Source organism: Pseudomonas sp. N-1-13 (assembly GCF_057787095.1).
In genome coordinates this window covers 1272898-1285760 of sequence record NZ_JBYNRI010000001.1, presented here as the reverse complement: position 1 = coordinate 1285760, position 12863 = coordinate 1272898, and the positions used below count along the sequence as shown (strand labels likewise).

Below are 12863 nucleotides of genomic sequence, written 5' to 3'. Positions count from 1 at the left end.
CGGTTATTCAACAGGCCGGTTATGCCTCGTCAACGCCTTTCTTGACTGCGTCCTTGGCCTTGCCCACGTTTTGCTGAACCTCACCTTTTTTCTCCTGGACCACGCCCTCAGCGCGCATGCGGTCATTGTCGGTGGCCTTGCCGACGCCTTGCTTGATGTTGCCGACGGCTTCGTTGGCAACGCCCTTCACTTTATCGCTCGTGCTACCCATGATGTCTCTCCTGTGAACAACTGTACGAAAAGTCATTACATAAGGGTTGACCGAGGCCGTTTGCGGGGAGTTTCATTTTTTCAGCAGCGCATTTCATCGTCAGATGCAGGTTGAGCTTTATGTTTGCCGATCCACCCCCGAGAATGCCCCACGTATTCAGGCTGCGACCTGAAGCTCCAATCTCGTAGGAACGTTATGAAACTCGATAAAAAGCAGGCCATCGCCCGCAGAAACCAGGAATTGGGCGGCGCCGTACTGGGCGTCAATAACTGCCACTTCAGCGAATTGAACCGCAACCGCAACATCTTCTGGTTCGATATCCCGGTGGCACGCCTGGCCATCGGTCAGTACGAATGGATCCACCTGCTGCTGCACACGCCGGCCACCGATGAGCTGCTGCACCTGAAGGTACCGACCGTGTTCCTGCGCGAAAAAATGGAAGGCCTGGAAGTACGCAACCAGGGCAAGCGCAAGGCGGCCCTGAGCCTGGAGCTGAGCGCCGACAAGGATTCGTACCTGCAGGACATGCGCCCGGGTGGCACCAACCTGGATTTTGCCCAGTTTCGGTTGTAACCAATCCGTATAAGCTGCCGGGCTTCCTGTGGCGAGGGGATTTATCCCCGCTGGACTATGAAGCAGCCCCACGCTTTCATGAGCCACACCAATCTGTCATACAAGACGCAGGGGGGTTGCTGCGCAACCCAGCGGGGATAAATCCCCTCGCCACAGATTTTTGGGGCCTGCCAGGGCAATACCAAACAAAAAGCCCCGCACTGGCGGGGCTTTTTGTTGGCAGCGGTTTTACTTCTTCAGACCCAACTTCTTCAGTTCTTCATCACGCAACTCGCGTCGCAGGATCTTGCCCACGTTGGTGGTCGGCAGCGCGTCGCGGAATTCCACCGCCTTGGGCACTTTGTAGCCCGTGACGTTGGCGCGCATGTGTTCCATCACCTGCTCTTTGGTCAGCGTGACACCCGGGCGGGGCACAATGAAAATCTTGATTGCCTCGCCGGATTTTTCGTCCGGTACACCGATGGCCGCGCACTGCAGGACGCCCGGCAGGGTCGCCAGCACGTCTTCCAGCTCGTTGGGGTATACGTTGAAACCGGAGATCAGGATCATGTCTTTCTTGCGATCGACGATGCGCATGTAGCCGTCCGGCTGGATCAGCGCGATATCGCCGGTCTTGAGCCAGCCTTCGCTGTCGAGGATCTCGTCGGTGGCGTCCTGGCGCTGCCAGTAGCCCTTCATGACCTGTGGACCTTTCACACACAGTTCACCGATTTCGCCCAATGGCAGTTCTTCGCCGGCGTCATTGATAATCTTGCACAGCGTCGACGGCACCGGAATGCCGATGGTGCCAATCTGGATTTTCTGGATCGGATTGACCGTGGCGACCGGACTGGTTTCGGTCATGCCGTAACCTTCGCAGATCGGGCAGCCGGTAACCTCTTTCCAGCGCTCGGCCGCCGCCAGTTGCAGGGCCATGCCACCGGACAACGTCACCTTCATTGCCGAGAAATCCAGGTTGCGGAAGGCTTCGTTGTTGCACAGGGCCACGAACAACGTGTTGAGGCCGACAAAACCGCTGAACTTCCACTTCGACAGTTCCTTGACCATCGCCGGGAGGTCGCGCGGGTTGCTGATCAGGATATTGTGGTTGCCGATCAGCATCATCGCCATGCAATGGAAGGTGAAAGCGTAGATGTGATACAGCGGCAGCGGTGTGATCAGGACCTCGCAACCTTCGTTGAGGTTGGACCCCATCAGTGCCTTGCACTGCAACATGTTCGCCACCAGGTTGCGATGGGTCAGCATCGCGCCCTTGGCCACGCCAGTGGTGCCGCCGGTGTACTGCAACACGGCCACGTCGTCACTGGTGGGGTTGGCTTCGGTCACTGGCTGGCCGTGGCCCTTGCTCAGCACATCGTTGAACTTGATGGCCTTGGGCAAGTGATAAGCGGGGACCATCTTCTTGACGTACTTGATCACGCTGTTGATCAGCAGACGCTTGAGTGGCGGCAGCAAATCGGCAACTTCGGTGACGATCACATGCTTGACGCCCGTCTTGGGCACCACAGCCTCGGCCAGGTGCGCCATGTTCGCCAGGCACACCAGCGCCTTGGCGCCGGAGTCGTTGAACTGGTGTTCCATTTCCCGCGCGGTGTACAGCGGGTTGGTGTTGACCACGATCAGGCCGGCGCGAATCGCACCGAACACGGCAACCGGGTACTGGAGAACGTTGGGCAGTTGCACGGCGATTCGATCGCCAGGCTGCAAGTCGGTATGCTGTTGCAGATACGCAGCAAAGGCACCGGACAATTCATACAGTTCCCCGTAGGTAATTGTCTTGCCCAGGTTGCTGAATGCCGGCTTGTCGGCGAAGCGTTGGCAGGACTGCTTCAACACCGCCTGAATATTCGGATACTCGTCTGGATTGATGTCGGCAGCAATCCCAGCTGGGTACTTATCCTTCCAAAAGTCTTCGATCATGGAAGCCCACTCCTCAGCAACGCGAATTCTCACCGCATTTGATGCGATTATTATTGGTGTGTGTTTATTGGTGAATCTGGCCTAATTCAACGCCGAGAAGTCACAAAAGCGCGCCGAGAGTAGCAGCTTTGCCAAGGGTCGCCTAGAGCCAAAAGTGGCCCCCACAGTCATAAATATGACTCAAGAATATGCAGTGGTCATTTTTAGAGTAAAAATACTAAGCGCTGGTTAATCACTGCGAATACATAAAAACCGTGGGAGCGAGCCTGCTCGCGATGGCGGCGCCTCAGTCGACATCTCTGTCACTGATACACCGCCATCGCGAGCAGGCTCGCTCCCACAGGGTTTATTCCAAAGGATGGCCGGCCTCAGGCGATATCCCGCAACTCCCGCCGCAATATCTTGCCCACTGGCGTCATCGGCAACGACTCTCGCAGCACGATGTGCTTGGGTATCTTGTAGCCGGTGAAGTTCTCCTTGCAGTAAGCCTTGAGCTCTTCAAGGCTGACGCCCGTCTCGCGTGGCACCACGAACAGTTTCACCGCCTCCCCCGAACGTTCGTCCGGCACACCGATCACCGCGCAGTTGGCAACTTTCGGATGGGCCATCACCACGTCTTCGATTTCGTTGGGGTATACGTTGAAACCCGAGACGATGATCATGTCTTTCTTGCGATCGACGATGCGCACGAAACCGTCCGGGTCGATCACCGCGATGTCACCGGATTTGAACCAGCCTTCGCTGTCCAGCACCTCGGCGGTGGCTTCGGGTTTGTTCCAGTAGCCTTTCATGATTTGCGGGCCCTTGATGCACAACTCACCGCGCTCGCCCAGTGGCTGTTCGGCGCCGTCGTCGCTGACCACTTTCATGAGCGTGCCCGGCACCGGCAGCCCCACCGTGCCCAGCCGGGACTTGGTGCCATAAGGGTTGGTGCAGGCCACCGGCGAGGTTTCGGTCAGGCCATAGCCTTCGGTGATCCGGCAGCCGGTGAGCTGTTCCCAACGCTCGGCGGTGGCCTTGACCAGCGCAGTGCCACCGGAGTTGGTGAGCTTGAGGCTGGAGAAATCCAGGGTCTTGAAATCCGGATGGTCCATCAACGCCACGAACAGCGTGTTGAGCCCCAGCAGCGCCGAAAAACGCCAGTTCTTCAGCTCCTTGATAAAGCCACCGATGTCCCGCGGGTTGGTGATCAGCACGTTGTGGTTACCGGTGACCATCATGCACATGCAATTCGCCGTGAAGGCATAGATGTGGTACAGCGGCAGCGGCGCGATCATCACCTCCTGGCCTTCGCGCAGCAACGGTTGGCCGTCGTCGCCGAACTGGCCCAGGCATGCCCGGGCCTGCTGCATGTTCGCTACCAGGTTGCCATGGGTCAGCATCGCCCCCTTGGCAAGGCCGGTGGTGCCGCCGGTGTATTGCAGCACCGCGATGTCCTCGAGGCTGACTTTCAGCGGTTTGATGCCATGGCCCCGCCCCAGGCGCAACGTGCTCTTGAAGGAAACGGCCTGGGGCAGCGAATAGTCAGGGACCATCTTCTTGACCTTGCTCACCAGCGTATTGACCAGCCAGCCCTTGGCAGTGGGCATCAGGTCGCCCATCTTCGCCTCGATGAGATACTGCAGATCGGTGTCAGGCAGCACCTCCTGGACTTTCTGTCCGAACAGGTTCATGTACACCAGTGCCCGGGCGCCGGAGTCCTTGAACTGGTGGCGCATTTCCCGCGGGGTGTACAACGGGTTGGTGTTGACCACGATCAGCCCGGCGCGCAAGGCACCGAACACGGCGATGGGGTATTGCAGGACATTGGGCATCTGCACCGCGATACGATCGCCAGGCGCCAGGTCGGTATGGGCTTGCAGGTAGCCGGCGAAGGCAGCGCTGTAGCGCTCGAGTTCGGCATAGGTCAGGGTAACCCCCATGTTGCTGAACGCCGGACGGTCGGCGAATTTCTTGCAGGAACGCTCGAACACCTCGATCACCGATTTGTAGGCCCCCACGTCAATGTCCAGGGGCACGCCGGCCGGGCGTTTGTCATTCCAGAAATCAGGCTGCATTGTTTTTATCCTCTTTACCTGAACGTGTCCGGGCCGCTTCTGTGGCTCTTGCACAGGCGGTGCTCTTGGGACACTAGCAGCTATGGCCAATCAGGCAAATATGGCAACCTGCTTCATAGATTGTGTGAATCTACCTGCCACGACGTAACGTAACGTGACTTGATCAGGCGAGACGCAACGGATGCGCTATACAATGCAGCGACGCTGTGTTTGCCCTTGTGTATGCCCGTGAGTAAAGGAATGACCATGATCCACCAAACGTTCATGCTCACCGCCACCGACCACACCCGCCTGTTCGTCAATCAGTGGCTGCCTGAAACCGCCCCTGAAGCGGTGATCATGCTGGCCCACGGCATGGCCGAACACAGCGGCCGCTACGCGCGTCTGGCCCGGGCGCTGTGCGATGCAGGCTACGGTGTCTACGCGCCGGACCTGCGCGGCCATGGCAAAACCGGCGAAGCAGCGACGCTCGGCCATTTTGCCGACGAGGATGGCTGGGCCAAGGTGGTCGGCGACCTGGCCAGCCTCAATCAACACATCGGCCAGCAACACCCCGATGTTCCCATCGTGTTGCTGGGTCACAGCATGGGCAGCTACATCGCCCAGGGTTACCTGTTACATCACAGCGCCAGTCTGCACGGGGCGATTCTCAGCGGTTCGAATTTCCAGCCCGTGGCGCTCTATCGTGCCGCGCGCCTGATCGCCTGTTTCGAGCGCATGCGCCAGGGCCCAAAGGGCCGCAGCGCCCTGATCGAGTGGCTGTCCTTCGGCAGTTTCAATAAGAAATTCAAACCCACGCGTACCCCCTTCGACTGGCTCAGCCGCGACCCGGCCGAGGTCGACAAGTACCGCCTCGACCCGCTGTGCGGCTTTCGTTGCACCAATCAGTTGTGGGTCGACCTGCTCGGCGGGTTGCAGCAGATCAGCAAAGCGTCCAATCTCGCCCAGATCGATCCGGGCCTGCCCCTGTTGGTGATCGGCGGTGAATGTGATCCGGTGAGTGAAGGCAAACGTCTCAAGGATCTGGCCGACGCCCTGCGCGGCGCCGGCAGCCAGCACTTGCAATTGACGATTTACCCGCAAGCCCGGCACGAACTGTTCAATGAAACCAACCGCGATGAAGTGACGGCCGACGTGCTGGCCTGGATTGCCCAGGCCCTGAGTCACAAGCGACCGCCACGCAGCGAATAGGTTTGCAGCGTTTTCCTTTACTCGTCACAGGATTTGATAGATGACCCAGGTTACCAACATCCCCTACGAAGCCCTCGAAGTCGGCCAGACCGCCAGCTACAGCAAGACCGTCGAAGAGCGCGACATCCAGCTGTTCGCCGCCATGTCGGGTGATCACAACCCGGTGCACCTGGATGCCGAATTCGCTGCGGCGAGCATGTTCAAGGAGCGCATCGCCCATGGCATGTTCAGCGGTGCGCTGATCAGCGCGGCGGTGGCCTGCGAGCTGCCTGGGCCGGGCACCATCTATATCGGCCAGCAGATGAGCTTCCAGAAGCCGGTGAAGATTGGCGACACCCTGACCGTGCGCTTGGAGATCCTTGAGAAACTGCCGAAATTTCGCGTACGCATTGCCACTCGCGTGTTCAATCAGCGCGACGAGCTGGTGGTGGACGGCGAAGCGGAAATCCTCGCGCCACGCAAGCAGCAGACCGTGACCTTGCCGACGCTGCCGGCGATTACTGTCGGTTGATTACCACTATCTAAAGTGAATGACCTGTGGCGAGGGGATTTATCCCCGCTGGGCTGCGAAGCAGCCCCCTGCACTCGGGCAGACACACCTCAGAGGTCTTGAGATATTGGGGCCGCTTCGCGCCCCAGCGGGGATAAATCCCCTCGCCACAAAGTTATTGCAAGTCTTCACGCACCTGCACGCTCGCCGTCATCCCCGCGCTCAGGTTTACCCCTTCAGGCACCTTGTCCAGCTTGATCCGCACCGGAATCCGCTGGGCCAGGCGCACCCAATTGAAGGTCGGCTCGACCTCCGCCAGCAACTGCGCATCGGGATTGGTATTGCGGTCGGTAATGCCGCGGCTGATGCTTTCGACGTGGCCTTGCAGGGCATGACCGGCGCTCATCAACCAGACCTTGACCGGATCGCCCACGCGGATCCTGGGCAGTTTGGTTTCTTCGAAATAGGCCTGCACATAAAACGTTGAATCGTCGATCAGCGCCATGACCGGTTGTCCGGCATTCACGTAGTTGCCCTCGGCCAGGCGCAGGTTGGTGATATGGCCGCCCCGTGGGGCCAGGACCTGGCTGCGGGCCAGGTTGAGTTCGGCGACCTTGGCCTCGGCCTGGGCCTCGCGCAGTTCGCCCCGGGCGATGCCGGCGTTGATCTGGGCGTTTTCCCGCAACTCGGCGCTGATAGCCTGGGGCCCCAGAGCGGCGCGTCGACTGGCTTCGTGTTCACGCAAACTCAGTTGCTGCTGCCGGGTCTGGACCACCGCCCGAGCTTTCTCCAGCGCGGCCTCGAAACGTTCGCGGTCGATGCTCAGCAATACATCGCCGGCCTTGACCTGCTGGTTATCCACCGCCTTGAGCTCGCGCACCCAACCTGACACGTCGGGGGCGATCACCACCACGTCGGCGCGAATCCGCGCATCCCGGGTCCAGGGCGTGAGCATGTAGTACTGCCACAGATGAAACCCGGCGAAGATCGCCACGGCCACCACGCTCAGCGTGACGGCAACACGTACGGAAGTACGCATGTTCAACTCCTTATAGCGGTCCGAGGACCACGGTAATAACAGTCAGGACACAGACATACAGGGCGCAGTCGAACAAGGCTTCATGCCAGATCCAGCGCCCGGCCGGCACGAGGCTGAGCAACAGGCGAAGCCCACCGGTCACCAGCAAGGCCAGCACCACATAAATCAAGAACGGGCTGAGCAATACCCCGCCTATCGACCACTCACGCAAGCCCATGGCTCTGCTCCCGTTGTTCAGGTTCGTGCTGACGGCACCAGGCGCGCCAGCTGTTCTGCAATTGCACCACCGCACCCTGGGCCAGTTTCAGCGCATCGCCGGGCGGTTGCGTCGACAACACCTTCAGGAACTCGTCGCTCGCCGGGCCGAGTGCTTCGGCCTGATCAACTGCCGGGCCGCGCTCAAGCACCTGCTCCAGCGCATCGAAGTAACGGCGCTGGGCCCGGTTGTCGGGCATTTGGGCGACGGCCAGACTCAAACGCAGGTGCAGCAACTCGTCACCCATGTCCAGGCCAAGCAATCCGTCATCCCAACGGCTACGCGCCGGCACCGGCAGTTCGGGATAATGCCGCGCCAGTTGCAACAGCCGATCAGCCATGCGTCCGCCGAACCAGCTCTCGGCGCCCCGCAGGCTACGGCGCGTCAACCGCACCAGATCATCCAGCGTGGCGGCCAGCAGGCGCCGGCTATGCCAGGCCGGATCGCGCAGAATCAGCAGGTTGAAGGCCAACACCGCCGCACCCACACCGATCATCATCGCTTGAGCATTGTTGAAGAACGCCGCCACGTCATATTTCATGGCGTTGAGCGGCGATATCAGCACCACGAAATGCAGACAGAACGAGGTGGCCGTGGCGAAAATCTGCGGCTTGGCCATACCCAGCGCTCCCAGGAACAGCGGCACGCCCATGGCCATGCACAACATCGCAAAACTGCTCCACTGCGGCAGCAAAATCTCACCGATGACAAACGCCGTCGGCACCGCCAACAGAATTCCCCGAAGAAAACTCATGCCGATCTGCGCGCCGTTTTCGCGACTGGCGAACAGACTGCACACCACGCAGGTGAGCACCAGCGCGCCTGAGGCGGCGGGCCAGGCAGTCGCCAGCCAGAAACAGGCGACCACCAGAAACGCCAGGGCGCTACGCGCACCAAAGACCATGGCCAGGGGCAGGTCACGATGGGGCGCCAGGGTGCGCGGCGGATCCACCGCCTCCCTGCCCTCTTGCACCGCCTTCAAGGCTGCGCAGGCAGCCAGGGCGGTATCGAGCAACAAGGCGAAGCGGGCCAGGCAATAACTTTGCGCCGGGCTGATCAGTGGATCGTGGGATGCATCCAGCACCCGTGGTCGCAAGGCTTGCAGGGTCGCGCTGTCGGCGTCGAGGGCTTGTTGCACCTCGCTCATCCACGGCTTGAGGGCCTCGGCTTCCTCAGGATCGAGTTGTTTCCATTGCCGCCGAACCGAGCGGGAGATGCGCAGCAGCATCAACAGTTTCTGGCTCAGAGCGCTGATGGCCCGAGCCCGTTGCCGACCCAGGCTGCCTTCGAACCAGGCGTGTTCACGCTGGGCGTCCACGGCGACGATCTTGCCGAGGATTTCCAGCAGTCCTTTACGGGCCTGGGCGTCGCCCGTCAGGGTGGCACGGGCCGCCTGCATGCCGCTCTGCCAGGCGACACGGGCCTGATCGGCCAATTGCCGCTCGACCCGCAACGGCCAGAGCAACGCGCTGGCCGCCGTGGCGCAGACAATGCCCAGACTGATCTCCGTACAGCGCGCCACGGCCTGATCGAACACCCCCAGCGGATGGGAAATGGCCGGCAAGGCAATGATTGCCACTGTGTAACCGGCCAGCACGAACGAATAGGACCAGGCGCTGCGCAGCAGTGTGGAGCAAGCCGTGCACAAGCCCAGCCACACGGCCAGCGCCAGTAGGAACAACCACGGTGCCTGAGCAAACAGCCCCATGAACACCACCGACATGACGGTGCCTACCAGTGTGCCGACCAATCGCGCCAAGCCTTTCTGCACCACCATCCCGGACAGCGGTTGCGCCACGATGATCGCGGTCATCAACGCCCATGAAGGCTGCTCCAGGCCCCAGCGCAAGGCCAGCCAAAGCGCCAAGCCACCACCAAGCACGGTCTTGACGGCGAATTGCACAGCGAGGCGGTCGGGAGCGAACAGGGCCTGGAAAGTAATGGGCACGCGAAAAACTCTTATGGGGACGCAGTAACGATAGATGCAATAAAGGGTGATGGAGGGTGCAATTATTAGCTGGCTATCTATTTGAGTCCAGAGCCACCGTTACATGATCTGCATAAAAAAACGCCAGACAGGCTGGCGTTTTTTTGTACAGCGCGCTTGTTTAGCTGGCGCGCGCCTGGTTACGCAGGGCTTTTACCTGGTCATGGTTGCGCTGCACGCCATGGTACTGACGCTCAACCAGATCGCGAATACCAACCAGGTTGTGCTTGCTGATTTTCTCCATGGCTTCTTTGTAAGCCTTAAGGGCATGGTCTTCACCGCGCTCGGCTTCGTTGAGCACTGCTTCTTCGTCCTTGCCAGTGAACATGGATTTCACGTCCACCCAACGGCGATGCATATCACCGGCAACGCTGGTGGAAGTTTCCGGATCGCCACCCAGGGCCCGTACGGCAGCTTGCAGCTCAGCCGCGGCGGCAGCGCAGTCTGCGGCGCGCTGGACGAACAAATCCTTGAGTTGTGGATGCTTGATGTCTTCAGCGCAAGTCTTGAAACCTTCCTGACCATCTTTGCTGGTCTCGATCAGGTCGTTCAGGACGGAGATGGATTCTTTGTTGATGTCGGTCATTTTTCAATTCCTTTGCTTGGTGAATAAAAAACCTACAAGGAATATTGCATCGGTCGTGCCAGCCGCAATCACAAATAAAAACATTAAAAATCAATAAGTTAATCAATCGCTCGATAACTGTATCCGTGTTCTTTGCATGATCTGTCATTTGGCCTGCATGCAGAATGCCTGTATTTTCCAGGCTGACTGAATCAAGACCCCTGCCATGAACCCGGAAAAGCTCGAACTGCTGGTGACACGCCAGATGCCCTTCGGCAAATACAAAGGCCGAATCCTGGCCGACCTGCCCGGGCAGTACCTGAACTGGTTCGCTCGCGAGGGTTTTCCTCACGGGGAACTGGGCGGTTTGCTGGCGCTGATGCAGGAGATCGACCACAACGGTCTGTCGGATCTGCTTGACCCCCTGCGTGCCAAACACGGCAAACCCAAGCCCCAACATTGATTGAGCCACGCCATGCCCGAGAACACCCTGCGCGCCCACGATGAAGCTTTCTGGGAAACTTTTGTGGGTCGCTACGATGTCGACCCCAATGGGCCGCTCAATCTGGAAAACGGCTACTTCGGCCGCATGTCCCGGACCGTGGTCGAGGAGTACCAACGCAATATTGAGTTCGTCAATCGCGGTAACTCGGTGTACGTGCGCCAGCATTTCGACCGGGACCATGGCGAAGCGATTCGCCAGCAAGTGGCGCAACTGATCCACGCGTCCCCCGCTAGCGTAGCGCTGGCCAACAGTGCCGGAGACGCCCTGCAAACGCTGATTCGCAACTACAACGGTCTCAAGCCTGGCGATCAGGTGCTGATCTGTGATCTGGAATACGCGTCGGTCAAAAGCGCAATGCGCTGGCTGGCCCGGCAGCGTGGCGTAGAGGTGATTGAACTCGTCCACCCGCACCCCGCCAGTTTCGAAAGCCTGGTGGGCACTTATCGCCAAGCGTTCATTCGTTACCCGCGCCTCAAGCTGATGGCGCTGACCTACGTCAACCACCTCACTGGGCTGGTGATGCCGGTCCAGGCCATTGCCGAAACCGCCCGTGAGTTTGGCGTCGATATCATTCTCGACGGTGCCCACGCCCTGGGCCAGATCGATTTCGATCTGAAGAAGCTCGGTATCGAATTCGCCGGGTTCAACCTGCAGAAGTGGATCGGCGGGCCGCTGGCCCTGGGCTTTTTATACATCGCACCGCAACGGCTGGCCGACATCGACCCGGACATGGACGAAGATCATTATCCAGCCGCAGACGTGCGCTCGCGAACGCCCCACAGCACCCCCAATATCCCGGCTTTGCTCACCCTGCCATTGGTCCTGGAGGAGCACCACTCATTGGGTGGCGCATCGGCCAAGGGCGTGCGGCTCAGTTATCTGCGCGACCTGTGGGTGAACGCCGTGCGTGATGTACCGGGGATCGAAATCATGACGCCGGACGATCCGCGCCTGTACTGTGGCATCACGTCGATGCGCTTCAGCGCCCAGCCCGATCAACAGGCGATGGCCGATCGACTGCTCAATGACTACGGGATCTTCACCGTGGTGCGCAACACCAGTGTCGGGCCGTGTATTCGCATTACCCCAGGGTTGATCACCTTGGCGAAGGATATCGAGCGGTTGACTGCGGCGCTGATTAACCTGAGCCGAATGTAGTTGTGGCGAGGGGATTTATCCCCGCAGGGCGGCGCAGCAGCCCAGCAAGGAGGACTTAACTTATCTGACGCACCGAGATGTCAGGTTTCGGGGCCGCTGCGCGCCCCAGCGGGGATAAATCCCCTCGCCACAAATCCAGCGTTCATCCAGCGCGGTACGATAAAACCCAGGCAAAAAAAACGGCGCGCCGACCAAGCGCACCGTAAAACCGTAGAACACCCAACGAAGGTTCGGTAAGACAATCAGTCCAGCAGCGCCAGCGCCTCGGCGGTGCACTCCTGGATGCGGGCCCAGTCGCCGTTCTTGATCCACTCGGGATCAAGCATCCAGCTACCGCCCACGCACATCACGTTTTTCAACGCCATGTAGCTCTTGATATTGGCCGGGCTTACGCCGCCGGTCGGGCAGAATTTCACTTCGCCGAACGGGCCGCCCAGGGCCTTGATGGCCGCGACACCGCCGCTGACTTCCGCCGGGAACAGTTTGAAGCGGCGATAACCCAGGCCGTAGCCTTCCATGATGCCGGAGGCGTTGCTGATGCCCGGCAGCAACGGGATCGGGCTGTCGACGCTGGCTTCCAGCAGATCACGGGTGATGCCTGGGGTGACGATGAACTGCGAACCGGCAGCCTCGGCAGCGGCCAGCATATGGCGGTCCAGCACCGTACCGGCCCCGGTCACCAGTTCCGGACGTTGCTCGCGCAGCACCTGGATGGCCTTGAGGCCGTATTGGGAACGCAAGGTCACTTCCAGCGCCGTCAGGCCGCCGGCGGCCAGGGCATCGGCCAGCGGCAGGATGTCCTGCTCACGGGCGATGGTGATCACCGGCAGGATCCGCGCCTTGGCGCAGAGGCTGTCGATCAGGGTAACTTTGTCCGCCATGGAAACGGTCGGGGATGGGTTTGTCATAGC

Annotated in this window: 13 protein-coding genes; 5 read left to right on the top strand and 8 right to left on the bottom strand. The window is 60.0% G+C overall.

Annotated elements, in window-relative coordinates; genetic code table 11:
• Nucleotides 1-19 precede the first annotated feature (19 nt).
• Nucleotides 20-211 carry a CsbD family protein gene (locus AC3I65_RS05915; protein WP_047228344.1) on the bottom strand — a complete coding sequence of 64 codons (192 nt, stop codon included), beginning with the start codon at nucleotides 209-211 and terminating at the stop codon, nucleotides 20-22.
• A 195-nt stretch (nucleotides 212-406) separates the two neighbouring features.
• Here AC3I65_RS05915 and AC3I65_RS05910 point away from each other — a divergent pair, with 195 nt between their 5' ends.
• Nucleotides 407-784, top strand: coding sequence for a hypothetical protein (locus AC3I65_RS05910; RefSeq protein WP_030139341.1), 378 nt, complete (start codon nucleotides 407-409; stop codon nucleotides 782-784).
• A gap of 228 nt (nucleotides 785-1012) precedes the next feature.
• Here the strand turns inward: AC3I65_RS05910 and fadD1 are convergent, their stop codons facing one another.
• Together fadD1 and fadD2 are read right to left on the bottom strand one after the other, a co-directional pair.
• Nucleotides 1013-2704, bottom strand: a complete 1692-nt coding sequence (fadD1, locus tag AC3I65_RS05905) for a long-chain-fatty-acid--CoA ligase FadD1 (protein ID WP_076386040.1) — start codon at nucleotides 2702-2704, stop codon at nucleotides 1013-1015.
• A gap of 368 nt (nucleotides 2705-3072) precedes the next feature.
• Complete coding sequence (fadD2, locus tag AC3I65_RS05900; RefSeq protein WP_047228346.1) at nucleotides 3073-4761, bottom strand: long-chain-fatty-acid--CoA ligase FadD2; 1689 nt, start codon at nucleotides 4759-4761, stop codon at nucleotides 3073-3075.
• A gap of 246 nt (nucleotides 4762-5007) precedes the next feature.
• Here fadD2 and AC3I65_RS05895 point away from each other — a divergent pair, with 246 nt between their 5' ends.
• Nucleotides 5008-5952, top strand: coding sequence for an alpha/beta hydrolase (locus AC3I65_RS05895; protein WP_047228347.1), 945 nt, complete (start codon nucleotides 5008-5010; stop codon nucleotides 5950-5952).
• Between the two features lie 40 nt (nucleotides 5953-5992).
• Complete coding sequence (locus AC3I65_RS05890) at nucleotides 5993-6463, top strand: MaoC family dehydratase (protein ID WP_003184579.1); 471 nt, start codon at nucleotides 5993-5995, stop codon at nucleotides 6461-6463.
• 154 nt (nucleotides 6464-6617) lie between these two features.
• On the opposite strand, the gene AC3I65_RS05885 is transcribed toward AC3I65_RS05890, so the two are convergent.
• The 4 genes from AC3I65_RS05885 to AC3I65_RS05870 form a co-directional block, all read right to left on the bottom strand.
• Complete coding sequence (locus AC3I65_RS05885; protein WP_047228348.1) at nucleotides 6618-7481, bottom strand: efflux RND transporter periplasmic adaptor subunit; 864 nt, start codon at nucleotides 7479-7481, stop codon at nucleotides 6618-6620.
• Between the two features lie 10 nt (nucleotides 7482-7491).
• Nucleotides 7492-7698, bottom strand: a complete 207-nt coding sequence (locus tag AC3I65_RS05880; RefSeq protein WP_047228349.1) for a DUF1656 domain-containing protein — start codon at nucleotides 7696-7698, stop codon at nucleotides 7492-7494.
• On the bottom strand, nucleotides 7685-9685 hold the full coding sequence (locus tag AC3I65_RS05875; RefSeq protein ID WP_488523542.1) for an FUSC family protein: 2001 nt from the start codon (nucleotides 9683-9685) through the stop codon (nucleotides 7685-7687). Before AC3I65_RS05875 ends, AC3I65_RS05880 begins: the two co-directional genes overlap by 14 nt.
• Nucleotides 9686-9845: 160 nt before the next feature.
• Nucleotides 9846-10310 carry a ferritin-like domain-containing protein gene (locus AC3I65_RS05870; RefSeq protein ID WP_047228351.1) on the bottom strand — a complete coding sequence of 155 codons (465 nt, stop codon included), beginning with the start codon at nucleotides 10308-10310 and terminating at the stop codon, nucleotides 9846-9848.
• A 205-nt stretch (nucleotides 10311-10515) separates the two neighbouring features.
• On the opposite strand from AC3I65_RS05870, the gene AC3I65_RS05865 reads away from it, so the two are divergent.
• Both AC3I65_RS05865 and AC3I65_RS05860 read left to right on the top strand, forming a co-directional pair.
• Nucleotides 10516-10752 carry a DUF3820 family protein gene (locus AC3I65_RS05865; RefSeq protein WP_047228352.1) on the top strand — a complete coding sequence of 79 codons (237 nt, stop codon included), beginning with the start codon at nucleotides 10516-10518 and terminating at the stop codon, nucleotides 10750-10752.
• Between the two features lie 12 nt (nucleotides 10753-10764).
• A complete protein-coding gene (locus tag AC3I65_RS05860; RefSeq protein ID WP_047228353.1) occupies nucleotides 10765-11952 on the top strand; it encodes an aminotransferase class V-fold PLP-dependent enzyme in 1188 nt (395 codons plus the stop codon).
• 242 nt (nucleotides 11953-12194) lie between these two features.
• Here AC3I65_RS05860 and AC3I65_RS05855 read toward each other — a convergent pair whose 3' ends face one another.
• On the bottom strand, nucleotides 12195-12860 hold the full coding sequence (locus AC3I65_RS05855) for a bifunctional 4-hydroxy-2-oxoglutarate aldolase/2-dehydro-3-deoxy-phosphogluconate aldolase (RefSeq protein ID WP_047228354.1): 666 nt from the start codon (nucleotides 12858-12860) through the stop codon (nucleotides 12195-12197).
• Nucleotides 12861-12863 lie beyond the last annotated feature (3 nt).